Annotated in this window: 17 protein-coding genes and 3 pseudogenes; 17 read left to right on the top strand and 3 right to left on the bottom strand. The window is 71.2% G+C overall.

Annotation, left to right across the window (positions count from 1 at the left end):
• The 8 genes from OG344_RS31095 to OG344_RS31060 all read left to right on the top strand — a co-directional run bounded on the left by OG344_RS31095 (nt 1) and on the right by OG344_RS31060 (nt 8,196).
• A complete protein-coding gene (locus OG344_RS31095) occupies nt 1-423 on the top strand; it encodes an RbsD/FucU family protein (RefSeq protein WP_327046768.1) in 423 nt (140 codons plus the stop codon).
• Nucleotides 424-439: 16 nt separating this feature from the next.
• The gene (gene larB / locus OG344_RS31090) at nt 440-1,135 is read left to right on the top strand and encodes a nickel pincer cofactor biosynthesis protein LarB (protein ID WP_327046767.1); all 696 of its coding nucleotides are present in this window, start codon (nt 440-442) and stop codon (nt 1,133-1,135) included.
• Nucleotides 1,135-2,268, top strand: coding sequence for a nickel pincer cofactor biosynthesis protein LarC (gene larC, locus OG344_RS31085; protein ID WP_405086141.1), 1,134 nt, complete (start codon nt 1,135-1,137; stop codon nt 2,266-2,268). Before larB ends, larC begins: the two co-directional genes overlap by 1 nt.
• The gene (locus OG344_RS31080) at nt 2,265-3,197 is read left to right on the top strand and encodes an amidohydrolase family protein (protein ID WP_405086140.1); all 933 of its coding nucleotides are present in this window, start codon (nt 2,265-2,267) and stop codon (nt 3,195-3,197) included. Before larC ends, OG344_RS31080 begins: the two co-directional genes overlap by 4 nt.
• Before the next feature lie 388 nt (nt 3,198-3,585).
• On the top strand, nt 3,586-4,710 hold the full coding sequence (locus tag OG344_RS31075; protein WP_405086139.1) for a sugar ABC transporter substrate-binding protein: 1,125 nt from the start codon (nt 3,586-3,588) through the stop codon (nt 4,708-4,710).
• 178 nt (nt 4,711-4,888) lie between these two features.
• The gene (locus OG344_RS31070) at nt 4,889-5,665 is read left to right on the top strand and encodes an ATP-binding cassette domain-containing protein (RefSeq protein ID WP_327046763.1); all 777 of its coding nucleotides are present in this window, start codon (nt 4,889-4,891) and stop codon (nt 5,663-5,665) included.
• Nucleotides 5,662-6,906 carry a sugar ABC transporter permease gene (locus tag OG344_RS31065; protein ID WP_405086138.1) on the top strand — a complete coding sequence of 415 codons (1,245 nt, stop codon included), beginning with the start codon at nt 5,662-5,664 and terminating at the stop codon, nt 6,904-6,906. The genes OG344_RS31070 and OG344_RS31065 overlap by 4 nt, the downstream gene beginning before the upstream one ends.
• A gap of 84 nt (nt 6,907-6,990) precedes the next feature.
• On the top strand, nt 6,991-8,196 hold the full coding sequence (locus OG344_RS31060) for an ROK family protein (RefSeq protein WP_405089207.1): 1,206 nt from the start codon (nt 6,991-6,993) through the stop codon (nt 8,194-8,196).
• A 40-nt stretch (nt 8,197-8,236) separates the two neighbouring features.
• On the opposite strand, the gene OG344_RS31055 is transcribed toward OG344_RS31060, so the two are convergent.
• Entirely contained in the window at nt 8,237-9,043 is an 807-nt protein-coding gene (locus OG344_RS31055) for a neutral zinc metallopeptidase (protein WP_405086137.1), read from the bottom strand.
• Nucleotides 9,044-9,279: 236 nt separating this feature from the next.
• On the opposite strand from OG344_RS31055, the gene dxs reads away from it, so the two are divergent.
• Nucleotides 9,280-11,193, top strand: a complete 1,914-nt coding sequence (dxs, locus tag OG344_RS31050) for a 1-deoxy-D-xylulose-5-phosphate synthase (RefSeq protein ID WP_405086136.1) — start codon at nt 9,280-9,282, stop codon at nt 11,191-11,193.
• A 63-nt stretch (nt 11,194-11,256) separates the two neighbouring features.
• Entirely contained in the window at nt 11,257-12,744 is a 1,488-nt protein-coding gene (locus tag OG344_RS31045) for an amino acid permease (protein ID WP_405086135.1), read from the top strand.
• Here the strand turns inward: OG344_RS31045 and OG344_RS31040 are convergent.
• Together OG344_RS31040 and OG344_RS31035 are read right to left on the bottom strand one after the other, a co-directional pair.
• Nucleotides 12,707-13,330, bottom strand: coding sequence for a LysE family translocator (locus tag OG344_RS31040; RefSeq protein ID WP_327046758.1), 624 nt, complete (start codon nt 13,328-13,330; stop codon nt 12,707-12,709). The two genes, OG344_RS31045 and OG344_RS31040, sit on opposite strands and share 38 nt — an antisense overlap.
• A 79-nt stretch (nt 13,331-13,409) precedes the next feature.
• The gene (locus OG344_RS31035) at nt 13,410-16,109 is read right to left on the bottom strand and encodes an RICIN domain-containing protein (RefSeq protein WP_405086134.1); all 2,700 of its coding nucleotides are present in this window, start codon (nt 16,107-16,109) and stop codon (nt 13,410-13,412) included.
• A 621-nt stretch (nt 16,110-16,730) separates the two neighbouring features.
• Here OG344_RS31035 and OG344_RS31030 point away from each other — a divergent pair.
• The 7 genes and pseudogenes from OG344_RS31030 (at nt 16,731) to OG344_RS31000 (ending at nt 25,650) form a co-directional block, all read left to right on the top strand.
• Entirely contained in the window at nt 16,731-18,950 is a 2,220-nt protein-coding gene (locus tag OG344_RS31030; protein ID WP_405086133.1) for an alpha/beta hydrolase, read from the top strand.
• Nucleotides 18,951-19,097: 147 nt separating this feature from the next.
• Entirely contained in the window at nt 19,098-20,045 is a 948-nt protein-coding gene (gene speB / locus OG344_RS31025; protein ID WP_327046756.1) for an agmatinase, read from the top strand.
• 13 nt (nt 20,046-20,058) lie between these two features.
• A pseudogene (locus OG344_RS31020) lies at nt 20,059-20,931 on the top strand (N,N-dimethylformamidase beta subunit family domain-containing protein); the annotation flags it as partial.
• On the top strand, nt 20,892-21,506 hold the full coding sequence (locus tag OG344_RS31015; protein WP_405086132.1) for a N,N-dimethylformamidase beta subunit family domain-containing protein: 615 nt from the start codon (nt 20,892-20,894) through the stop codon (nt 21,504-21,506). The pseudogene OG344_RS31020 and the gene OG344_RS31015, both read left to right, overlap by 40 nt.
• Nucleotides 21,392-21,784 (top strand): annotated as a pseudogene (locus OG344_RS31010) (cupin domain-containing protein); the annotation flags it as partial. The gene OG344_RS31015 and the pseudogene OG344_RS31010, both read left to right, overlap by 115 nt.
• Nucleotides 21,738-23,093: pseudogene (locus tag OG344_RS31005) on the top strand (APC family permease); the annotation flags it as partial. The pseudogenes OG344_RS31010 and OG344_RS31005, both read left to right, overlap by 47 nt.
• Nucleotides 23,086-25,650 (top strand): CehA/McbA family metallohydrolase, encoded by a 2,565-nt coding sequence (locus tag OG344_RS31000; RefSeq protein WP_405086131.1) that lies wholly within the window; start codon nt 23,086-23,088, stop codon nt 25,648-25,650. The pseudogene OG344_RS31005 and the gene OG344_RS31000, both read left to right, overlap by 8 nt.
• Nucleotides 25,651-25,722: the final 72 nt, after the last annotated feature.

Here is a 25,722-nt window from a genome sequence, read left to right as displayed (position 1 = left end):
GTGCTCCGCTATCCCCTGATCCACCCGCCGCTGCTGGCCGCGCTCGCGGCGACCGGGCACGGCTCGCGCGTGCTGCTCGCCGACGCGAACTACGCGCACGCCACCAACGTGCGGGCCGGCGCCCCGGTGATCCACCTCAACCTGCGGCCCGGGCTGGTCCGCGTGGACGACGTCCTGGAACTCCTGGTGGACGCCGTACCGCTGGAGGCCGTGCACGCGATGCGGCCCGACGAGGGCGGCGAGCCCGGCGTGTTCGCCCGCTACCGCGAACTGCTCGGCCCGGGCCTGCCGCTCCAGGTCCTGCCCAGGTTCGGCTTCTACGAGGCCGCGAAGGAGCCCGACGTCGCGTTCGCGGTGGCGACCGGCGACGACCGGCTCTACGCCAACCTCCTGCTGACCATCGGGTACGTCGTACCGGCATGAGCGAGGCGTACCAGGCATGAGTGAGGCACTCGACCTCGGCTACGCCCGCGTGGACCTCGGCCGCGAGGCGCGGCAGGGGCTGCCCGAGATCGTGTACGGCCCGGGCAAGCGGGTGGGCGAGATCGCCGGTATCGTCACCGCGCTGCTCGCCCGGAACACCGGCCCGGTCCTGGTGACGCGGGTCGAGCCCGGCCCGGCCGCCGAGGTGCGCGAGCGCGTCCCCGGCGGCGCGTACGACACCGGCGCCCGGCTGCTGGTCTGGCGGCCCGCGCCGCCGGACCGGCAGCCGGTCGCGCACACCGTGGCCGTCGTCACGGCGGGCACGGCGGACGGCCCGGTCGCGGCCGAGGCGGCGGCCGTCGCCGCCGCGCTGGGCCTGCGCACGACTCTGATCAGGGACGTCGGGGTGGCCGGGCTGCACCGGGTGCTCGCCGCGGCCGGCGACCTGCGCGCGGCCGACAGCGTGATCGTCGTCGCCGGCATGGAGGGCGCGCTCGCCAGCGTCGTCGGCGGGCTCGTCGAGACGCCGGTGATCGCGGTGCCCACCTCGACCGGGTACGGCGCCGCGCTGGAGGGCGTGACGGCCCTGCTGGCCATGCTCACCTCCTGCGCCGCCGGGCTGACCGTGGTGAACATCGACTCCGGCTTCGGCGCCGCCCTCGCCGCCTACCGCCTCACCCGGAGGGCGTCCCGGGCGGGGGAGGAGGCCTGATGATCCTCTACCTGAACCCGTTCACCGGGCTCGCGGGCGACATGCTGCTCGGCGCGCTGCTCGACGCCGGAGCCTCGCTCGACGCCGTACGGCGGGCGGTCGCCGCGACCGGCCTGACCGGCTGGCGGCTCGACGCCGAGCGGGTGCGCACCGGCGCGCTGACCGCCACCCGGGCGCTGGTGACGGTGGACGACGACGCCACCGAGCGCCGCGCCGCCGAACTGCTCGCGATGGCGGCCCGCTGCGGGCTGCCGGTCGCGGAGGCCGCGCTGACCGCGATCGCCGAGGTCGAGGCCGGGCTGCACGGCGAGCCGGTCGCCGAGGTGCACCTGCACGAGCTCGGCGGGCACGACACGCTGGTCGACATCGTCGGCTGCGCGGCGGCGCTGCGCGACCTCGGCGTGACGCGCGTGCACTGCGCGCCGCTGCCCCTGGGCGCCGGAGTCGTCCACACGCGGCACGGCGTGCTGCCCGTCCCGGCCCCCGCCACGCTCGCCCTGCTGAAGGGGGCGCGGGTGCGGGGCGGGGAGGCGGCGGAGGCGGTCACCCCGACCGGGGCGGCCCTGCTGCGCGCCGCGGGCACGACGTACGGCCCGGCTCCGGAGATGGCGCTGCGCGCCACGGGGTACGGCGCGGGCGGGCGCGTGCTGCCCGACCGGCCCAACGTCACGGTCGCCATGCTCGGTGCGCCCGTGGCCGAGCCGGAACCGGTGGCCGGGCCCGACCGCCAGGTCGTCCTGTCGACGAACCTCGACGACGTGACGGGCGAGGTGCTCGGGCACGTCGTCGAGCGCGCCCTGGCGGCGGGCGCGGCCGACGCGTGGGTCACCCCCGCCGTGATGAAGAAGGGCCGCCCCGCGCACGTCCTGCACGTGCTGACGCCCCCCGAACTGGCCGGCGAGCTGCAGGATCTGGTCTTCGCCGAGACCGGCAGCCTGGGCCTGCGGCGCAGCGTGGTCGAGAAGGTCGCGCTGCCCCGGCACTTCGCGACCGTGCGCCTGCACGGCCGGGACGTGCGGATGAAGCACGGGCCGTGGGGGGTCAAGCCCGAGTACGACGACCTCGCCGCGCTGGCCGAGGCCACCGGCAAACCGCTGAGAGAACTGGCACGAGAGGCCTACGACGCACTGTGACCGCTTCTGAGACAGCTCCTGAGACAGCTCCTGAGACAACTGCGACCGCTTCCGGGACCGCCTCCGGGACGTCCGCCGTACGGATCGACGCCCACCACCACCTGTGGGACCTGTCCCGGCGCCCGCAGACGTGGCTGGAGCCCCCGCAGGTGGCCCCGATCCACCGCGACTTCACCGTCGCCGACTACGAATCGGCCGCGGCCGGGGCGGGCGTCGGCCGGTCCGTGCTCGTCCAGGTCCTGCCCGACGCCGAGGAGACGCGCGAGTTCCTGGCGCTGGCGGCGGGGTCGCGGACCATCGCCGGGGTGGTGGGATGGGCCGACCTGACCCGGCCCGATCTCGCCGCCGAACTCGCCGCCCTGGCCGCCTCGCCCGGCGGCGGCCTGCTGCGCGGGATCCGCCACCTGGTGCAGGGCGAAGCCGACCCGCGCTGGCTCGCCAGGGACGACGTGCGCGCGGGGCTGCGGGAGGTGGCGGCGGCCGGGCTCGTCTACGACCTGCTCGTCGTGCCGCACCAGCTGCCCGCCGCGATCGAGACCGTGCGCGCCCTGCCGGAGCTGAGCTTCGTCCTGGACCACCTGGCGAAACCGCCGGTCGCGACCGGAGAGATCGAGCCCTGGGCGGGGCTCGTCCGCGAGCTCGCCGCCGAGCCCAACGTGACGGCCAAGCTCTCCGGCCTCATCACCGAGGCGGTCTGGGACGACTGGGACGCCGCCGCCCTGCGGCCGTACGTCGGCGTGGCGCTCGACGCGTTCGGCCCGGGCCGCCTGATGTTCGGCTCGGACTGGCCGGTCTGCCTGCTCGCGGGCTCCCTTTCCCGCTGGTCCGACACCGTTTCGGCGCTGCTCGCGGACGCCGGTCTGCCGGCCGCCGAGCGCGAGGCCGTCTTCCGGGGTACGGCGACCCGGGTCTACGGGCTGAAGGACTGATCACCTCCCTGCCCTTCCGGCCGGTCGGCGGCGGCCCCGCCATCGCCCCGAAGGTCCTCGGCATCCGCTGACCTGGCGTACGCCGAAAACCGGCGTCCGTCCGCCCGGCATCGGCCGGGCGGACGGACGCCTTCGTGTGTTGATCCCACGTTTCTTGATTGTTACCGCGGGCAACAAACGTTACCGTCCTGTGTCTTTCACCACCTGTGCTTTGGGCTTACGTTGTCTCAAACAACATTCCCTGGAGCGGTGAACGCCGTGACCCGGCCACTGCCGTACCGGGTGGCCGGAGCGCCTCGACCCCGAAGGATCTGCGAAGACGTCGGGACGGCGCGGGCTCGGCCACACCCCCTCATAGACCCCCAGTCAGAGAAAGGACCCACGCATCATGCGCAAGGGGATCCTCAGCATCGGCGCCGCGGCCGCGGCGCTCACCCTCGGTCTCACCGCCTGCGGGGGCGAGAACGGTGACACCTCCGCCGACAGCGGCTCCAGCGCCGCGCCCTCCGCCGCGGGCGACGCCAAGGCCGGCAAGATCGGCGTCATCCTCCCGGACAGCAAGTCCTCCGCCCGGTGGGAGACCGCCGACCGCAAGTACCTGGAGGAGGCGTTCAAGACGGCGGGTGTCGAGTACGACATCCAGAACGCGCAGGGCGACAAGTCCGCCTTCCAGACGATCGCCGACCAGATGATCACCAACGGCGCGACCGTCCTGATGATCGTCAACCTCGACAGCGGCACCGGCAAGGCCGTGCTCGACAAGGCCAAGTCGCAGGGCGTCGCCACGATCGACTACGACCGCCTCACGCTGGGCGGCAGCGCGGCCTACTACGTGTCGTTCGACAACAACAAGGTCGGCCAGCTGCAGGGCGAGGGCCTGGTCAAGTGCCTGACCGACAAGAAGGCCGACAAGCCGATCATCGCGGAGCTGAACGGCTCGCCGACCGACAACAACGCCACGCTGTTCAAGGAGGGCTACGACAGCGTCCTCAAGCCGAAGTACGACTCGGGCGACTACAAGAAGGGCCCGGACCAGTCGGTTCCGGACTGGGACAACACCCAGGCCGGCACGATCTTCGAGCAGATGCTGACCCAGGAGCCGAAGATCGCGGGTGTCCTCTCCGCCAACGACGGCCTCGGCAACGCCGCGATCTCGGTGCTGAAGAAGCAGAACCTGAACGGCAAGGTCCCGGTCACCGGCCAGGACGCGACCGTGCAGGGCCTGCAGAACATCCTCGCCGGCGACCAGTGCATGACGGTCTACAAGGCCATCAAGAAGGAGGCCGACGCCGCCTCCGAGCTGGCCATCGGCCTCGCCAAGGGTGAGCAGCCCTCGGTGAGCGGCTCCGTCAAGGACCCGGAGGGCAACCGGGACGTCCCGTCGGTGCTGCTGGACCCGCAGGCCATCTACTTCGACAACGTCAAGGACGTCGTCAACGACGGCTTCGTGACCAAGGACGAGCTGTGCACCGGCGACTTCGCCGACAAGTGCAAAGAGGCCGGCATCAGCTAATCGACCCCACCCACCGGGTGCGTACGGCGACGCGAACCCCTGAGGGGTGACCAGCTGAGCCGCGACGAGCACCGTGCGGGGCGCCCCCACTCCGGGGCGCCCCGCACCGCCCGGAGCGACGAGAGGCGGCCCGGGGGACGGCGCCGTACCGGCCCATCGATCTACGGAGAAGCCCATCGTGTCCCAGGGACCGATCCTGGAACTGCGCGGCATCAACAAGAGCTTCGGCCCCGTGCAGGTCCTTCACGACGTCGCCTTCTCGGTCCATCCGGGAGAGGTGACCGCACTGGTCGGCGACAACGGCGCCGGCAAGTCCACGCTGGTCAAGTGCATCGGCGGAATCTACCCGATCGACTCGGGCGAGTACCTCTTCGAGGGCGAGCGGGTCCAGGTGAGCGGGCCCAGGGACGCCGCCGATCTCGGCGTCGAGATCGTCTACCAGGACCTCGCCCTCTGCGACAACCTCGACATCGTGCAGAACATGTTCCTGGGCCGCGAGCGCAAGAGCGGGCTGGTCCTGGACGAGGACACGATGGAGGAGATGGCGGCCAAGACCCTGGCCGGGCTCTCCGTGCGCACCGTGAAGTCGCTGCGCCAGCACGTCTCCAGCCTCTCCGGCGGCCAGCGGCAGACGGTGGCGATCGCCAAGGCCGTGCTGTGGAACAGCAAGGTCGTCATCCTCGACGAGCCGACGGCCGCCCTCGGCGTGGCGCAGACCGCCCAGGTGCTGGAGCTGGTCCGCCGCCTGGCCGACAGGGGCCTCGCCGTGGTGCTCATCTCGCACAACATGAACGACGTCTTCGCCGTGTCCGACCGGATCGCGGCGCTCTACTTGGGACGGATGGCGGCCCAGGTGAAGGCCTCCGAGGTGACCCACTCGCAGGTCGTGGAACTCATCACCTCCGGGCGCAGCGGGGAGCTCGGCATCGGGAACGGCATCGGAGCGGCATCATGACAACCGAAACGCTCCCCAAGCAGGAGAACGCCGACTCCGCGCTCGGCTCGCACGTCAGGGGCTACATCGAGCGGGTGCGCGGCGGTGAGCTGGGCGCGCTCCCCGCCGTCTTCGGTCTCATCATCCTGTGCGTGGTCTTCGCGGTCCTGCGGCCGTCGTTCCTGTCCGCGCTGAACTTCGCCAACCTGTTCACCCAGGGCGCGGCGGTCGCCGTCATCGCCATGGGCCTGATCTTCGTGCTGCTCCTCGGCGAGATCGACCTGTCCGCCGGCTTCGCGAGCGGCGTCTGCGCGGCGGTGCTCGCCGTGCTGCTGACCTTCCAGGGCTGGCCCTGGTACCTCGCGGTCCTCACCGCGATGGTCACCGGCGCGGTCATCGGCCTGGTCCTTGGGTCGCTGGTGGCCAAGCTCGGCATCCCGTCCTTCGTGGTCACCCTGGCCGCGTTCCTCGCCTTCCAGGGCGTCGTGCTGCTGCTGGTGAAGAACGGCACCAACATCTCGATCCGGGACGAGACGATCCTCGCCGTCGCCAACAAGAACGTGCCGCCGGCCGCCGGCTGGATCGCCACCGCCGTGGGCGTCGCCGCCTATGCCGCCGTCCAGTTCGTGCAGGCGCGCCGCCGGGCCGCGCGCGGCCTGGTCGCCGCGCCCATGGCGGTGATCGCCGCCCGCGTCGCGGCGCTCGCCGTCATCGCGGGCGCCGCGGTGTACATGCTGAACCTGGAGCGCAGCCGTACGGCCATCGTGTCGCTCAAGGGCGTGCCGATCGTCGTGCCGCTGATCGTGATCCTGCTGATCGTCTGGACCTTCGTGCTGCGGCGCACGGCGTACGGCCGGCACATCTACGCCGTCGGCGGCAACGCCGAGGCCGCCCGCCGGGCCGGCATCAACGTGGACCGCATCCGCATCTCCGCCTTCGTCATCTGCTCCTTCATGGCGTCGATCGGCGGCATCATCGCGGCGTCCCGGGCCAACTCGGTCGATCCCAACACGGGCGGCAGCAACGTGCTGCTGTTCGCGGTGGGCGCGGCCGTCATCGGCGGCACCAGCCTCTTCGGCGGCAAGGGCCGGGCGCTCGACGCGGTGCTCGGCGGCGCGGTGGTCGCGGTCATCGAGAACGGCATGGGCCTCATGGGCTACAGCGCGGGCGTCAAGTTCGTCGTGACCGGCTCGGTGCTCCTGCTGGCCGCGGGCGTGGACGCGCTGTCGCGCAAGCGCTCGGCGGCGACCGGCCGCGGTTAGGGCGGGCTCCGCTCTCCGATCCATCCCCAGAGGCCTTCCGGGCCTCTAACCACCCCCCCACGGAAGTCCGAGGCCGTTCCGATGATGCGCGCAGGTCCCTCACAGGAGGAGATCCGCAAGCACAACCTCGGGACGCTGCTGCGGCACGTCCACGTGGGAGGGCCGACCTCGCGGGCCGAGCTGACCTCGCTGATGGGGCTCAACCGCAGCACCATCATGGCGCTGACGGCCGACCTCACGGCGGCCGGGCTCGTCCGGGAGGAGCTGCCCAGGGACACCGGAAGGGCGGGGCGGCCGTCCCTGGTCGTCCGCCCGGAGACGGCCCGCGTCTACGTGCTCGCCTTCGACGTGGGCGTGGACCGGCTGGCCGCCGCCCGCATCGGCCTCGGCGGCGTGGTCCTCGACCGGCGGGAGACCAGGCGGGAGCGCGGGCCGTTCGACCTGGCGCAGGTCGCGGGCACCCTGGCGGGCTTCGCCCGGCAGATGCGGCGCAGGACGCGGGAGGACACGGTCTGCGTCGGCGCGGCGGCGGGGGTCTCCGGCGTCGTCCGCCGTTCCGACGGCGTGGTCAGGCTCGGGCCGAACATCGGCGCGGAGGAGACACCGCTGCGGGAGGAGCTGACCCGGCGCCTCGCGATCGGCATGCCGGTGGCGGTGGGCAACGAGGCGAACCTCGGCGCGCTCGCCGAGCACACCCGCGGGATCGGGACCGGCTGCCGCGACCTGGTCTACCTGCACGGCGACGTGGGCATCGGCGGCGGCATCATCGTGAACGGCCAGCTTCTCGGCGGGCACGACGGGTACGGCGGCGAGGTGGGCCACATGGTGGTCAACCCCGACGGCCGCCGGTGCGGCTGCGGCTCCCGCGGCTGCCTGGAGGCCGAGGTGGGGGAGCCCGCCCTGATGGAGCACGCCGGCCGGTACGGCGAGATGATCGGCAGGGACGCGGTCCGGGCCGTGGTCGACGCGGCCGACCGGGGCGACGTGCGGGCCCAGGAGGCCCTCGCCCACGTGGGCACCTGGCTCGGCATCGGCGTCGCCAACCTCGTGAACGTCTTCAATCCCGAGATGGTCGTCTTCGGCGGCATCCTCAGGGAGATCTATCTCGGCTCGGCGGCCCAGGTGCGCAGCCGGATCGCCACCGGGACGCTGTCGGCGGCACGGGAGCGGCTGCGGCTGCGCACCACGGCGCTGGGCGACGACGCGACGCTGATGGGGGCCGCCGAGCTGGCCTTCACGCAGGTGCTCGCCGACCCCCTTGAGGCGCTGTCCCGCCTCGGCCCCGCCTGAGGCGGGGGCCGTCGGGCGGGGACTGGTCGGGCGGGGACTGTCAGGCGGTCGTGCGGGCGGGGGCGCTGAAGGTGTCGCACGCCTTCGGGCCGTTGCCGTACCAGCCGCGCTTGAGCCAGTAGCGGATGCTGCGGGCCTTGCCGTGCGCGGCGTCGCCGGTGATCCAGTCGAGCTGCTCCTCGAAGTCGAACTCCTCACGGCCGAGGGAGTGCCACACGCTGCCGATGAAGGCGCCGGAGAAGCACTCGGCCTGGAGTTCGACGCGGCGGGTGAGGTCGTAGGCCCGCTTCTTGCTCACCGTGCGGTAGCGCCGGTAGACCTCCGGCAGGATGCCGGCGCGGTCCTGCGCGTAGTGGCCGTACTCGTGGGCGATGACCGTGAACAGGTTGAACTCGCTGGGGTCGGACAGCTGCGACTTGTACAGCAGGATCCACATGGTGTCGTTCTTGGGGCAGTACATGCCCGCGGCGTAGCCCGCCGGGTACTTGCCGCAGCCCGTCGGCACGCTCTTGGTGATGTAGCGCACCTTCGGCGGGGAGAACCTCAGCCCGGCCTGCCGGAACTCCTCGGTCCACGACTGGTTGAGGCAGTCGAGCAGGTGGTCGAGGTAGACCCGGTAGGTGTCCAGGTCGTCGGGGCGGCGGGACAGCTCCGAGCACTCGGGGAAGTCGAACTCGCCCGTCTTGTACAGGGGATTGGCCGTCAGCGCGGCCTGGCCCCTCGGCATGGGCCGGGCGGCCCTGCCCGGAGACGCGCCCGCCGGGCCGGCGAGGGAGAGGACGGTGGCCGCCGCCGTGGCCACCGTCGTGGCGGCGACGGCGGCAGCGCGGAGGCTTATGCGAATCATGAGTGGGCATCCCCAGCGGACAGAGAAACAGGGTCACAGAAGGTGGCGAGGGGCTCGAACGCCTCAAAGCGGACCCCCCGCGAGATCATGAGAGTAGGGCAGGAGGCGGCGACGGGTAAAGCGGAATAGATGTCGTTACGGAGAAGGTCTGTGGAGGTTCAGTGCGACCCCTGGTAACACCCGGCCTCCGTCGAACTAGACTCGATCCGTTCGATGGTGAGCGGGAAGGATGTACGGTGGGGATTCTGGAGACGATCAAGGACCCGCTCGATGTGAAGCACCTCGAGGCCGGGCAGTTGCCCGCGCTGGCGGAGGAGATTCGCGACGTGCTGGTCTCCACGGTCGCGAAGACCGCCGGCCACCTCGGCCCCAACCTCGGGGTGGTCGAGCTGACCATCGCCCTCCACCGGGTCTTCGACTCGCCCCGCGACCCCATCCTGTTCGACACCGGCCACCAGTCGTACGTGCACAAGCTGCTGACCGGCCGGGCCGGGCGGTTCGGCACCCTGCGTCAGGAGGGCGGCCTGTCGGGGTATCCCAGCCGGGCCGAGTCCGAGCACGACTTCATCGAGAACTCCCACGCCTCCACCGTCCTGTCGTACGCCGACGGGCTCGCCAAGGCGTTCGTGCTGGGCGGCGAGACCGACCGCACGGTGGTGGCGCTGATCGGCGACGGCGCGCTGACCGGCGGGATGGCCTGGGAGGCGCTGAACAACATCGCCGGGCGCAGGGACCTGCCGCTGATCATCGTGGTCAACGACAACGGCCGCTCCTACTCGCCGACGATCGGCGGCCTCGCCTCGCACCTGTCGTCCCTGCGGATGACCCAGGGGTACGAGCACCTGCTGGAGCTCGTGAAGAACAACCTCGGCCGGGTCCCGGTGGTCGGCACGCCGCTGTACGACACGCTGCACGGCATGAAGAAGGGCCTGAAGGACATCCTGACCCCGCAGGTCATGTTCGAGGACCTCGGGCTGAAATACGTCGGCCCGATCGACGGCCACGACGAGGGCGCCGTGGAGGCGGCCCTGCGCCGCGCCCGGGCCTTCCGCGGGCCCGTCATCGTGCACGTGCTCACCCGCAAGGGGAACGGCTACGCGCACGCGGAGAACCACGACGAGGACTGCTTCCATTCGCCGCAGCCGTTCGACGTGGAGACCGGCGAGGAGCGGCCCCGGCCGCACAGCTGGACGAACGTGTTCGGCGACGAGATGGTGAAGATCGGCGCGGAGCGCAAGGACGTCGTCGCGATCACCGCGGCGATGCTTCACCCCACCGGCCTGGCGGCGTTCGCCGAGGCGTACCCGGACCGGATCTACGACGTGGGCATCGCCGAGCAGCACGCCCTGACCAGCGCCGCCGGGCTCGCGTTCGGCGGTCTCCACCCGGTGGTCGCGGTCTACGCGACCTTCCTCAACCGGGCCTTCGACCAGCTTCTGATGGACGTGGCGCTGCACCGGCAGCCGGTCACGGTCGTGCTCGACCGGGCCGGGGTGACCGGCGACGACGGGCCGAGCCACAACGGCATGTGGGACCTGTCGATCCTCCAGCTCGTCCCCGGGCTGTCGGTCGCCGCCCCCCGCGACGGCGCGCGGCTGCGCGAACTGCTCGCCGAGGCGGTCAGGATCGAGGACGGCCCGACGGTGGTCCGCTTCCCCAAGGGCGCGCTGCCCGCCGACGTCGACGCGGTCGGCAAGCTCGGCGAGATGGACGTGCTGCGCGCCGGGGACGCCGACGTGCTGCTCGTCGCGGTCGGCTCCATGGCGGAGATCTGCCTGGAGGCCGCGACCCTGCTCGACGCGCAGGGCATCTCGGCCGCGGTGGTCGACCCGCGCTGGGTGAAGCCGCTCGACAAGGCCCTCGTGCTGGCCGCCTCCGCCCACCGGCTGGTCGCGGTGGTGGAGGACAACGGCCGCGTCGGCGGCGTGGGCGACGCGGTGGCGCGCCTGCTGCGCGACGCCGACGTGGACGTGCCGGTGCGGACCTACGGCATCCCGCAGCGGTTCCTCGACCACGCCAAGCGGGCCAAGATCCTTTCCGACGTCGGCCTGACCGGGCAGGACCTCGCCCGCCAGATCACCGAGGCCGTCGCGCGGCGCTCGCAGGTGATGGAGAGCCGCCCGGCGCGGCTGGTACATCCGACTGACTGATCACCATGCGTAATACCGGTTCGACCGGGAAGTCTGCAGGTCATCGACGTGAGGAGCCTGCGGATGAACGTTTTCCGGACGAAACCGGTAGAACAGTCCATCGAGGATGCCGAAGGCGGCGAGCACCGGCTGAGGCGCACGCTGAGCGCCCTCGACCTGACGGTCTTCGGCGTCGGCGTCATCGTGGGCACCGGGATCTTCGTGCTGACCGGCGTCGCGGCACGCAACACGGCCGGCCCGGCCGTCGCGATCTCCTTCGTGGTCGCCGGGGTCGTGTGCGCGCTCGCGGCCCTGTGCTACGCCGAGTTCGCCGCCACGGTCCCGGTCGCCGGATCGGCCTACACGTACGCGTACGCCACGATCGGCGAGTTCCCGGCCTGGATCATCGGCTGGGACCTGATGCTGGAGCTCGCGCTCGGCGCGGCGGTGGTCGCCTCGGGCTGGTCGGGCTACTTCGCCTCGCTGCTGAAGAACTTCGGCGTCGCCCTGCCGCCGTCCATCGCCGGTGACCACGCCGTCTTCAACATCCCGGCGGCCGTGATCGTGCTCCTGCTGACCGGGGTGCTGGTGGCCGGGATCAAGACGTCGATCAGGTTCAACGGCGCCATGGTGGCGATCAAGCTGGCCGTGGTGCTGCTCGTGATCATCGCCGGTCTCTTCTCGGTCAAGGGAGGCAACTACCAGCCGTTCGTCCCGCCGTCGCACCAGCTCCCTCCCGGCAGCGGGCTGAAGGCGCCCCTCATCCAGGTGCTGTTCGGCGTGCAGCCGGTCGCCTACGGAGTCTTCGGCGTCTTCACCGCCGCGGCGCTGGTGTTCTTCGCCTACATCGGCTTCGACGTCGTGGCGACCGCCGCCGAGGAGACCCGCCGCCCGCAGCGCGACCTGCCGATCGGGATCATCGTCTCCCTCGTCGTCTGCACGATCCTCTACGTGGTGGTCTCGCTCGTGGTCGTCGGCATGCAGCGCTACTCCGAGCTCAGCGAGTCGGCCCCGCTCGCCGACGCGTTCCGGTCGGTGGGCCGGCCCTGGGTGGCGACCGTGATCAGCGTCGGGGCCATCGCCGGGCTCACCACGGTCGTGATGACCCTCATGCTCGGCCAGAGCCGGGTGCTGTTCGCGATGTGCCGCGACAGCCTGCTGCCCCGCTCCCTCGCCCGGGTCCACCCGAGGTTCCGCACGCCGTACCGGATCACCGTCGTCATCGGCGTGGTGACCGCGCTGCTCGCGGCGCTGATCCCGCTCAGCGCGATCGCCGAGCTGGTGAACATCGGCACGCTGTTCGCGTTCGTGATCGTCGCGGTGGCGGTGGTGATCCTGCGCAGGACCCGGCCCGACCTGTCGCGCTCCTTCCGCACGCCGCTGGTGCCGCTGGTGCCGATCGTCTCGGTGCTGGCCTCGGCCTACCTGATGCTCAACCTGCCGGTGGAGACCTGGATCCGCTTCTTCGTCTGGATGGTGGTGGGCGCGGTGGTCTACTTCCTGTACGGATACCGGCGGAGCCGGGTGGCGAAGCTCAGGAGTAAGCCCGGGGAGCCAGCCCTCGGGCGATGAGCACGACGCCGACGGCGGCGAGCAGCGCGCCGCTCGCGCCGAGCAGCAGGCGGTAGCCGCGGGGGGTCAGCCGGTGCCTGCCGGCCCCCACGGCCCCCGCCAGCGCCACCTTGGAACCCACCAGGACCAGGTAGAAGGCCCCGGTGAAGCCCAGCGCGTACGCCGGGGCCCGGTCCCAGGCCGCGACGAACACCGGCGAGCCCACCGCGATCCAGAACAGCCAGGGGTGCGGGTTGAGCAGGTTCACCACCACCCCGCGCAGGATCTCCCGCGCCGAGGACGGCGCGTCCTCGCCGGGCCGCGGCGGCAGCGCCGTACGGGCCTCGCGCAGCGTCTGCACGCCCAGATAGACCACGTAGAGGCCGCCGCACACCGACAGCACGCGCAGCAGCGCCTCCGGCAGCGCCCCGACGGCCGTCACGGCGAGCAGCACCACGGGCAGGTCCGACAGCAGCGGCACGCAGGCCAGGCGCACGCCCGCGCGGAACCCGCCGCGCAGGCTGGCCGTGATGACGAGCGTCAGCAGCGCTCCGGGCATGACGCCCGCCCCCAGCCCCAGGCTGAGCCCCATGAGCAGTTCCGGCACCGGACCTCCCGTTTCGTCCGCACGAGAGGCTATCGCCGCGCCGCACCCGCCTTCGTCGGCCGGGCCGCCCCAGGTGGTCTCAGGCCGGGACCAACTGCCATTGCTGGTTGGCGCCGCCGTTGGCGCTCCACTGCACGACCTGGGCGCCGTCGGAGGTCGACGCGCCGTACACGTCCGCCAGCAGCCCGCTGCTGTAGCTGACGATCGTGTAGTAGCCGTCGCCGGTGGACCGCAGGTACCACAGCTGGTTGGCGCCGCCGTTGGCGGTCCACTGCTGCAGTTGCAGCCCTTCGGTCGTGCTGCTGCCGTTGACGTCGAGGACCTTGCCGGTGGGGACGTAGCGCAGGGTGTACGCGCCGCCCTGACCGCTGGTGACGGTCCACGCGGCGGAGCCGGACTGCTGCACGGCCTTGGCGCCGTCCGCGGACGAGTTACCGGCCACGGCGAGCGGCTTGCCGCTGTTGCGGTTGACGATGCGGTAGGTCGCGCCCGACACCGGGCCGCTCGAACCGGACCCGAGATTGAAGTACTCGACCGCGTCGCTGAACGTCGTGGCACCCGACTTGGTGGTCGTCAGCACCAGGTACACCCGCGAGCCGCTCGCCGGTGTGGTGAAGGTGACCGGCTGGGTGACCCGCGAGCCGAGCGGGATGTTCAGCGTGGTCTGCCCCGACGCGATCACAGTGCCGTCGGGCCGGTCGAGCCGTGCAGACCAGGAGAATCCGACGGAGGTGCCGCGCAGGTCGTCGTTGAAGACGGTGATGTTGCGGGTCACGGAGGCGTTGGAGGCGTAGGTGTTCACGGCCTGCGGCAGCGGGAAGGTGCCGTTGCCGTCGGAGGCTCCGGACGCCGACCAGTAGGGCAGGTCGATCGCCGCGACCGGATTGAACGCCGCTTGGACGCGCTGGATCTGGGGGTTGCTCCAAGGATCGGACAGGTTGTCCGCACCGTAGAGCGGATGACCGCCCTCCTCCGGCACGAAGTCCGTGGAACGCACCCCGGGCACGAAACCGGCCCACGCGGACAGCAGCGTGTACGGACGCAGGTCGGCGGCGTCCTTGCCACGTTTGGCGGCCGTCGCCGTGGCGAACCACATGAAGCCCTGCTTGGTGTTGCACTTGTTCCAGACGTACTCGCCCTCACCATCGGGACGGCCGGTCACGGTGGCCACCCGTTCCCCGTACTGCCCGACGCCGTCGAGGTAGTGGGCGAAGACCGCGAAGTTGCCGTACCTCATGTTCGGGTACCGGCTGGGTGCGTCGGCACCGGGCGCGGCGTCGAGGCTGACCGGGCGGGTGCCGTCGTTGCCGTTCATCGCCGCGTAGAGATCCTGCTCGAACTGCTCGGAATCATTGCCGAAGGTCGGTTCGTTGGCCTGGCTCCAGCGGATGACGGCGGGATGATTGCGGTCCCGCAATGTGAGTGCGCGGGCGTGGGCCACCATGTTGTCGTGCCCGGCGGCGAAGTCCTGCGCGCTGCCGCGGATGCCGGTCTCGTCGATGACCATCAGGCCCATCTCGTCGGCCACGTCGAGCATGTACGGGCTGGCCGGCTCCTGGTGGATGCGCACCACGTTGTAGTTGAGCCGCTGGTAGTTGTCCACGGCCTGCGGCCAGCCGCCGTTGCTCGCCGAAGGCGGGAGGAAGCCGGGCAGCGTGTCGTAGGCGTCGCCCTTGCCTCCGTTGTCGACCCGGTCGTAGTCCGCACCCTGCAGATTGTCACCGCGGAAGTTCACCCGGACGCCGTTGACGTAGTAGTACTCGCCGTTCTGGGTGGTCTCCCGGAACCCGAACCGGTACGTCGCGTCACTGGTGCGGCCGTCGTCGGTCGCCGCGCGAACCTTCAGCCGGTGGAGCTGGGCTCGATACCCCGACTGGTAGGGGACGTTCGGCCACCAGTAAGAGGTGCTGCCGAGGTTCCACGCGACGGAATCGACCGTGACCTTGGCCGTCGACCTCGCCCCCACGGTCACGGTACGGGACGGCAGCGCCGGATAACTGAACGTCCCGCCGCCCTCCGACGACAGCTCGCCGGTCACCGTCACCGTCCGGGCGCTGCTCGAGGTGTTGGTCACCCACACGTCGTAGCCGAGGGTCTGATTCGCCACCGACGTGCGGATGAACGTGTCACTGACGTACACGGCCGGGTACACCCGCAGGAACGCGGAGCGGAAGATGCCCTGCGGGACCGCCTCGGACCAGTCGGCGGCCACGGGCACGATGTACTTGCCGTTCGCCGGGTTCTTCAGCGCGCCGCGGCCCTTCACGTCAACGGTGATCGTATGAGTGGTGCCCGGGGCGGCGTAGGCGCTGATGTCGAACTTCGACGGAGTGAAGGCCGTGGTCTGCGTCGCGACCACGCGGCCGTCCACCGACAGGGTCGCCTGGTGGTTCACGGCGCCGAACTCGATCCACGTCGACTGCGGCTGCCCCGAGTCCGGCACCGTCACCGTACGCGAGTACACCGCTTGGGACACATCGGTGAAACCCTGCTTGTACCAGCCGCCTCCGGGCACCTTGATCGACGTCGTCGACCGGCCCGCCGGAGTGAAACTCCACGTCCCGGCCAGATCGACCGAGGCGACCGCGGCATTGCCCGCGGTGAAGCCGTCGACGTCCCCAGCGGCGGCGGCAACCGTCGCGGTGGACTCCGACGATGCGGACCGCTGTGCCGCCACAGCCGGCTGGGCCCCGATCAACGCGACCAGCAAGGCGGCCACCACAGCCGGCCATTTGCTCATCGGCCGCCGGGCGCGATGAGGAAGATCGCTCCGATTCATGCGTAATCCTTTCGGGTGCATCTCTTGTGCGATACGCGTCTCTCAGAACCGGCGGTTCGATGGGGGCACGCTGTCTCCCGGCAATGGGCGCGTATCGGTTCGACGACAGGGCCGGACATCAGGCGTAAGCCCCGGGGTCCCTCCTGTCAAGACTCACGGGTTCCGCGGAGATGGGATGACTTCGGTCGTCTGGTCCCCTCCAGCCCGATTGGCCTCAGATGACCTCGACCCCGTCATGTAACTTTCAGGCCGCTTCAGATGACTCGCACATAGGATGTATCAGTGGTTCCGAGACTCGAGAACCGGAAGCGCATGCGGCGGGAATACCCAGACAGCGTCGGGCTTCGCGCAGTTGAGCGAATCGATTCGATGCCATCGGGTGGCGAAGCCTGGCCGAACGTGCGGAACCCGGCCTGCTGAGGGGCCGAAACGGTCTTGTGCCCCCATGACTTATCAATTACCTTGACTCGGTGGAATGGCAATCAGTAACGCTTGTGGCCAAAAGAGCGTGAATGCGCTCGTGGCGACGGAGGTCCAGGCGCGGTATCCATGGTGCTTTCCACCGACCTGTCAGGTCGGTTGGTCAGACCGGCCGCTGCCGACCATCAGGGGAGTTTCGGTATGACGTTATTCCATCACGGCAGCGTGCTCCCCAGGGGGCCGCGCCGGCTCTCGGCGGCGATCGCCGCCGGAGTCATGGCGATCGCGGCGGTTCTGGTCGCGCCCCTTCTCGCGCCGGGGCCGGCGGTGGCGGACACGCCGTGGCTGAACGTTTCGGATGACGGCTACCTGTCGATCAGCATCCCGGCGGTCTCCATCGAGGCCAAGGTGGGCCAGGTGTCGGAGGTGGCCGTCGAGGGGAACTTCGGCCCCTCCTCGGCGTGGGCGGAGTACGGCCTGACCCGCCGGGGCGACGTCTGGTGGGGGGCCCTCGGCCCGCTCAAGCCGGGGCTGTACTACTACCAGGTCACGGGTGACATCACCAAGGGTCTCAAGGATCCGACGAACGTCACCAGGGTGGCTTCTCATCCGCTGTGGAGCACCTTCATCGTTCCGGGCGACTCGGCGCGCCTACTGGCGGACGCGCCGCAGGGACGGGGCGGCGAGGTCGGGACCCTGACCTACCAGGCCGGGAAGCAGAAGCGGTCGGCGCTGGTGTGGACCCCGCCCGGCTACTCGGCCAAGGGCCGTACGCCGTATCCGGTGCTGTACCTGCGGTCCGGCGACGGGCAGAGCGCCACCGACTGGCTCGACCTCGGCCGTGCCCGGCAGATCCTCGACAACCTGTCGGCCCGGGGCTCCATCGAGCCGATGGTCGTCGTGATCACCGATGGGTCGGATGGCGACAAAGAATTGAAGGACCTGCGGAAGGCGGTCGCGGACGGCTACCGCGTCCAGCACGGCCGGGAGCACCAGGCGATCGCCGGTGTGGCCGAGGGCGGGACGCGGGCGCTGCGTGCCGCTCTGACCAAGCCGGTCGACTTCGCCTACGCGGGCTCCTTCTCCGGTCTTCTGCCGGATCTTCAGGCGGATCTTCAGGCGGAGCTTCTGCCAGGCGGCGGACGGCCGGACGCGAAGGCGATCAACCGCGACCTCAGGCTGCTGCGTCTGTACACCGGGAACCTGACCGATCCCGCCTACAACGCCACCGTCCGCCTCACGAAGGCGCTGGACCGCGCCGGTGTCAGGTACGAGTTCGACGGGGTCGGTCCCGACGCCGGAGCCAACTGGACCGCCTGGCAGGGGAACCTGATCGACTTCCTGCCGCGGCTGTTCCGCACGGTGAAGGATCACGGCCCGAGCGCCGGTCACGGGCGGTTGAAGGGCGAGTTCCACCCGCCCGCGCCCGGCACGACGCCGACGCCGTTCCTGAGCGAGGGCGGCTTCGTCACCTTCGAGACCACGACGGGCTTCACGGACGCCAAGCACGTCACGGTGTGGGCGAACGACGCTCCGGGCGGAAGCTGGCTGCGCGTTCCGATGTCCCGTGACGGCGACCGGTGGCGGGTGACCGTGGGCCCGCTGGACCCCTGGTTCTACTACTACCAGTGGATCGTGGACGGGGTCTCGGCCAAGGACACGTCGAACCCGGCGAAGGTGACCTCCGAGCCCAACTGGAGCCACTTCCTCATCCCGGGCGAGAGGTCACGTCTCCTGTCGGACGTGCCCGCCGGCCGGGGCGGAAAGGTCGAGAGCCTGACCTACCCGAGCACCGTGGCGAACCAGGACCGGACCGCGCTGGTGTGGACCCCACCCGGATACGACCCCGGCCGGGGGGAGCCGTATCCCGTCCTCTATCTCCAGCACGGCAGCGGCCAGAGCTACACGGACTGGATCGAGATGGGACGCGCCAAGCAGATCCTCGACCACGAGTTCCAGGACGGGAAACTGGTGCCGATGGTGGTCGTGATGGGCAACGGCAACGTGCCCGACTTCACCAAGGAGCTTCTCGACAACATCGTCCCGGCGGCCCGCGCCCGCTACAACGTCTCCGGCGACCCGTCGCGGCAGGCCCTCGCCGGTCTCTCGATGGGCGGCGTGCAGACGCTCGGGGTGCTCAAGGCGTACCCGGGCCGGTTCGCCTACGTCGCGGCGTTCTCGGCCTGGTTCGGCAGCGGCGACGGCGTCGACGCGGAGGCGGTCAACAGGGGAACGAAGATGCTGCGCCTGTACGTCGGCGACCAGACCGACTTCGTGCAGCCGTTCTTCCTGTCGTCCCTGCCCGTCCTGGACGGCCTCGGCATCCGCTACGAGTACGACGGGGTGACCCCCGGGCCGCATGGCTGGGACGTGTGGCAGAAGAACCTCATCGACCTGGCGCCGCGTCTGTTCAAACGCTGATCCTTGGCGACGATGGTTTGTGGCCGTCCACAAACCATCGTCAATCTTCCGTCGCCACACCAATTGCCGGTCCTTTCGCTCCTGCTGCAGACTTGCCGATCCATAGCCCCTGACCTGGGGCTTCGCAGCGGAGTGAAAGGATCGGGTATGACCGTGCCCCGGGGGCCCGCCGACTCGTCCAGGGTCCCGCGATTCGCCGGACCGGCCACCTTCGCGCGGCTGCCGCGCCTGGACGAGGTCGGGCACGCCGACGTCGCGGTGGTGGGCGTGCCGTTCGACAGCGGGGTCTCCTACCGCCCCGGTGCCCGGTTCGGCCCCTCGGCCGTCCGCGAGGCCAGCCGGCTGCTCCGGCCGTACCACCCGGGCCTGGACGTCTCGCCGTTCGCGGCGATGCAGGTGGCCGACGCGGGGGACATCGCGTGCAACCCGTTCGACATCCGCGAGGCCGTCGAGACGATCGACGAGGCGGCGTCCGGGCTCATGGAGGGCGGCACCCGGCTCGTCACGGTCGGCGGCGACCACACGATCGCGCTGCCGCTGCTGCGCGCCGCCGCCCGGCGGCACGGCCCGGTCGCGCTGCTGCACTTCGACGCCCACCTCGACACCTGGGACACCTATTTCGGGGCCGAGTACACGCACGGCACGCCGTTCCGGCGGGCGGTCGAGGAGGGCATCCTCGACACCGAGGCGGTCTGCCACGTCGGCACCCGCGGCCCGCTGTACGGCAAGAAGGACCTGGAGGACGACCGGCGCCTCGGCTTCGGCATCGTGACCAGCGCCGACGTGATGCGCCGGGGCGTGGACGAGGTGGCCGGCGCGCTGCGGGAGCGCATCGGCGGCCGCCCGCTCTACGTCTCGGTCGACATCGACGTGCTCGACCCGGCGCACGCCCCCGGCACCGGCACCCCGGAGGCCGGGGGTCTGACCAGCCGGGAACTGCTGGAGATCCTGCGCGGCCTGACCGGGTGCGACATCGTCGGCGCGGACGTGGTCGAGGTCTCCCCGGCCTACGACCACGCCGAGATCACCTCGGTCGCGGCCTCCCATGTGGCGTACGACCTGATCAGCCTGCTCGCACTCAAGGAGGAGCGGTGAGGTACGCGACGGGCTGGAGCCCCAGGTGGTGTGGTCGCGGCGCGGGCTGTCGGCCGGCCGGTACGAGGCGCCCGCCGACGCACACGCCGCCGGCTGCGACTGGCCGGTGGCGCTGGAGCTGGAGATCACCGGCGACTGGCGGAGCGGCTTCCACATCGTCACCGTGCGCGCGGTCACGCCGTCCGGCGAGCTGTGGGAGCGCGAGCACTTCTTCGTCGTCAAGGCCCCGGCCGAGCGGCGTGCCCGCGCCGCGCTCGTGCTGACCACAAGCACGATGCTGGCCTACAACGACTGGGGCGGCGCCAACCACTACCGCGGCCTGGGCGACGACCCGCGTTCCGACAACGGCTCGCCCCTGGCCTCGACGCGGCGTCCGATCGCCCGGGGGATGATCCGCAAGCCCGCGGGCGCGCCGCGGGAGGCCAACCCGGGCACGCTGCCGATGCACGGCGCTCCCCGCTATCCGTCGTACGAGTGGGCGCGCCTGTTCGGCTACAGCCGCCACCACGCCGACTCCTTCTGGGCGACGTACGAGCGGCACTTCGCGGTGTGGGCCGAGCGCCACGGGTACGAGATCGACTACCTGACCCAGCACGACCTGCACTTTGACCCCCACGCGCTGGACGGATACTCCTGCGTCGTCGTGGTGGGACACGACGAGTACTGGTCGTGGCGGATGCGCGACACGGTCGACGCGTTCGTCGACGCGGGCGGCAACCTGGCCAGGTTGGGTGGCAACTACCAGTGGCAGGTGCGGCTCAGCGACGACGGGAGCACGCAGTACTGCTACCGGCTGCCGTCGCTGGACCCCGAGGCCGCCGCGACACCGCACCTCGCCACCACGGTGTGGGAGGCGAAGTCCGTCGGCCGGCCGGGCGCCACCACCATCGGGCTCAACGGCCTCGGCGGGATCTACAACCGCTACGGGGTCGCCACCCCCCCCGCTCGTCCGGAGGCTTCACGGTCTACCGGCCGCACCACTGGGCCCTGGAGGGGACCGACCTCTACTACGGCGACCTGCTCGGCGGGCCCCCGTCGTTCCTCGCGGCCTTCGAGCTCGACTCGGTCGAGTACACGTTCCGGCGCGGGCTGCCGTACCCGACGTTCGAGGACGGCGCCCCGGAGACGCTGGAGATCCTGGCCCTCGCGCCGGCCGTACGCGGGGAGGAGGACCGCTTCGGCGGCCGGGTGCCGATCGGCGGGCCGGAGGAGGAGGTCTACAACTACAACGCGGACCTCGGCGACGACCTGCCCGGCTACGTGCACGAGGGGGAGATGCGGGGCGCCGGGATGATCGCCGCGTTCACCCGCGGGGACGGCGAGGTCTTCAACGGCGGCACCACCGAGTGGTCACACGTGCTCAGCTTCGGCGAACCCTTCGTCGAGCGCATCACGCACAACGTTCTGCGCCGCTTCGGCCTGCGCAGCCATTTCGAGAACCCCGAGGGAGTCGCATCGTGAACGACCGGCAGATTCAGGCGGGCATCGACGCCGTCCGGGTCATATCCGCCGGGAACGGCGAGCGTTTCGTGCCCCCGCTGAGCGACTACCATGTGCTGTCCGCCGAGTGGACGGAGGCGGAGTTCCGCGTCTTCGGCGGCACCGCGAGCGCGTTCACCGGCGGTTACTGGACGGGCGAGCCCGGCTCCGTACGGTTCGACTCCTGGCCCTACGACGAGATCTGCTTCATCCTCAAGGGCCGCGTCGCCGTACAGGACGACTCCGGCCGGCGCAGGGAGTTCCGGGGTGGTCATGACGCTGTTCGCCGTCGGTTTCATGACCATGAGCCGGTACGTCCGCAACGCCGGGGCCTTCTACGCCACCGTCTCGCGCGGCCTGGGCAAGCCGGCGGGGTCGGGCGCGGCCATGCTCGCCGTCGTCGCCTACAACGCCCTGCAGATCAGCACGTACGGCGCGCTCGGCGTCTACGCGACCGAGACGTTCGCGAACTACTTCCACCGCGACGTGCCGTGGTGGGTGTTCGCGATCGTCGGCCTGGTCTTCGTGGGATGGCTCGGATACCGGGGCATCCACACCAGCGCCCGGATCCTCGGGGCGCTGCTGGTGCTGGAGACCGTCGTGCTCGTCGTGCTGGCGGTCTACGTCCTGGTGAAGGGCGGCGCCGGGGACTGGTCCGCCGAGTCGTTCGCCCCCACGAGGGTGTTCGATCCGGGCAACGGGGCGATGTTCGCCCTGGTCGCCGGGGCCTTCATGGGCTTCGAGGCCACCGCGATCTTCAGCGAGGAGGCGCGGGGCGGCATCCGGACGGTCCGCCGGGCGACCTACATCGCGGTCGGGTTCATCGCCGTCTTCTACGCCTTCATCACCTGGGTCGTCGTGATGGCGTACGGCGTCGACAAGATCGCGGCCGCGGCCGAGGCCGACCCGGTCAACCTCGTCGTCGCCGTCTTCGACAGGTATGTGCCCGCCCCGATCACCGAGGTGATGCACATCCTGCTGCTGACCAGCGCCTTCGCCGCGCTGCTCGCGCTGCACAACGCGGCGAACCGCTACTTCTACGCGATGGGACGGGAGGGGCTGCTGCCCCGCCCGCTGGGCCGTACCCACCCGCGGACCAAGGCCCCGTGGACGGCCGGGGTCGTGCAGACCGTGCTGGCGGCCGCGGCGATCGTCGTGTTCGCGGTCTTCGGGATCGACCCCTACCTGGGGCTGCTGCTGTGGGGCAGTGCCCTCGGGTTCCTCGGGATCATCTGCCTGTGGGCGCTGTGCTCCCTGGCGATCACCCGCTTCCTGCGCCGGGAGGCGCCCGAGGCCGGGATCTTCCGTACCACGATCGCGCCCGGGCTCAGCTTCGCCGCCCTGGCCGTGGTGCTCTTCCTCGTCCTGAGCAACCTGCCGCTGCTGACCGGCGCCGGTACGGCCACGAACGTCCTGATCGTCGGTCTGGGCGTGGCCGCCGTCGTGGCCGGCGTGGCCAGGGCGCTCTACCTGCGGGCCCGCGCGCCCCGGCTCTACGCCGGGCTGGCCCAGACGTCCGTCGACGAGCCGCCCGCCGGGCGGAGGGAGCCTGTCACCGGAAATGCCTGATCACGACACCTCACCCGCGGGCCGGGACTACCGCCCGCTCGATCTCGCCGGTGTGTTCAACGTGCCCCGTTCGGTCCTCGACGACGGCGACTCCTATCCGCTCGGGGCACGCACGCTCTACGGCCTGCCGTTCCTCTTCGGCGACGACCTCTCCAGTGACGACCTCTCCGGCGGCGAACGGGACGCCGAGGCGGCCCTGCTCCGTGTGGGCGGCCCGGATCCGGCGACCGTCACCATCCCGGTCGGCCGCGCGTTCACCTGGATGGTGGTCGCCCACGCCCTGGAGTCCCCGGACCTGTTCGACGGGCAGGCGGTCGGCGAGACCTGCGGGCACTACACCCTCGTCTACGACGACGGGAGCACCGAGCGGCTGCCGGTGCGCCGGCGCTTCGAGATCGGGCCCACGCCGCGACTGTGGAGCGACCGCGCGATCCCGCTCGACTGGGGACAGACCCCGTTCCTGGCCGTCCCCGACGCCCAGCACCGGCTGATGCCGCGCACCCACGGGCGCTTCGACGCCGCCGGGGCCCGGTTCGTCGACATCGACGACCCGCAGGCGCGATCGCCGTACGTCCTGCCCTATCGGTTCTACCTGTGGCCCTGCCGCAACCCCCGGCCCGGCCGGACGGTCCGCGCCCTGGAGATCCGGTCGGCGGGCCCGGCCATCCTCGTCGGCGCGGTGACCATCAGCGACCTCGACGAGGACCCCTTCGGGCGTACGGTCTGGCGCGACGTCCTGCTCGACCTGGACCCCTCGGCGGGACCGATCGCGGAGGACCTCGCGGTGACCGTCGACCGGGGCTCGGCGACCTACGTCTACTCCCGTACGGCCGGTGCCGCCGAAGGCACACCGGCCTGGGGGACGCCCGTGGAGGAGCACCACCAGGGCTACGTACGCGTCGCGGCCACTCCCTCGGCGCGGCTGACGCTCACCCGCGGGGAGAATGTGATCAGCACCTGCGGGTGGGGCGAACTGCTCGCCGCCGGGCGGCGCGGCGACGGAGGGGTCACCTGGCGGGTCCCCGACGCGGGGCGGGCCTGGGTGCGCACCACGGTCAGGGACGCGGCCACGGGCGAGCCGATCCCGTGCCGGATCCACTTCCGGTCCGCCGACGGCGTGCCCTACCCGCCCCACGGTCATCATGGGCACATCAACGCCGACGGCAACACCTGGAACCTCGACATCGGCGGGGACGTCCGCCTCGGCACCACGACGTACTCCTACGTCGACGGCACCTGCGAGGGCTGGCTGCCTCTGGGGGAGGTCACGGTCGAGGCGGCTCGCGGGTTCGAGTACGAGCCGCTGCACACCACGGTCACCATCCGGCCGGACCAGGCCGAACTCGATCTGACGCTGACCAGGGTGACCGACCTGGCCGCCGAGGGCTGGTACAGCGGCGACACCCACGTGCACTTCGTCTCGACCCTCGGCGCGGAGCTGGAGGCCCGCGGCGAGGACGTACGGGTGACCAACCTGCTGCTCAGCCAGTGGGGGCACCTGTTCACCGGCACCGAGGAGTTCACCGGCCGCCCGCACACCTCCCACGACGGGCACACGCACGTGTTCGCCGGCCAGGAGAACCGCAGCGGCATGCTCGGCCACATCAACCTGCTCGGCCTGCGCCGCCCGATCATGCCGTGGTGCACCGGCGGAGCCGAGGAGTCGGAACTCGGCGGCGGCCTGGAGACCACGCTGTCCCACTGGGCCGACGAATGCCACGAGCAGGGCGGCACCGTCGTGCTGGCGCACTTCCCCGTGCCCAACGGCGAGGCCGCCGCGCTGCTCGCCACCGGCCGGCTCGACGCCGTCGAGATGATCGCGTACGACCCGTACAACATCCAGGAGTACTACCGCTACCTCAACGCGGGTTACCGGATCACCCTGGTGGGCGGCACCGACAAGATGAGCAGCGAGGTGCCGATCGGCCTCATCCGCACGTACGCGCAGGTGCCCGCCGAGGAGGAGTTCGACTACTGGAGCTGGTGCCGGGCCGTCCGGCGGGGAGCCGCCTTCGCGACCAGCGGCCCGCTCCTGTGGCTCGGCGTCGACGGCCGTCAGCCGGGCGAGGAGACCCGCGTGCCCGCGAACGGCGCCGTCCGCGTCGACGCCCGCGTCGAGTCGATCTTCGACGTCGACCGGCTGGAGATCGTGGTCAACGGCCACGTCGTCGCCGAGCGCAGGACCGAGACCCCCGGCCGCACGCTGGACCTGACCGCGGACGTGCCCCTGACCTGGGACAGCTGGATCGCCGCCCGATGCTACGGGCCGGGCGCCGGAGTCGCCCGCCACCACGACGTGTGGGCCAGGCCGATCATGGCGCACACGTCGCCGGTCTACGTGCGCACGGGCGAGGAGTACGCCCGGTCCGACGCGGCCACGATCGACCACATGCTGAACCTCGTCGACGGCTCGCTCGCGTACATCGACGAGCGCAGCAGGCGCCTGTGGCCCGGCCGGGTCTGCCATCGGCACGGGCAGGAGGACCACCTGGCCTTCCTGCGGGCCCCCTTCCTGCAGGCACGTGACCTGCTGCTGGAGCGCCAGGCGGCCATCTGAGAGCGCGCGCCGTCTCGCCCGGGAACCGCCAGGGAGCGGATCTTGGGCGAGCGGTCACCTCACGGTCCCCGG

Source organism: Microbispora sp. NBC_01389 (assembly GCF_045040095.1).
Lineage (GTDB): Bacteria > Actinomycetota > Actinomycetes > Streptosporangiales > Streptosporangiaceae > Microbispora.
This window is presented reverse-complemented; position numbering and strand designations above follow the sequence as displayed.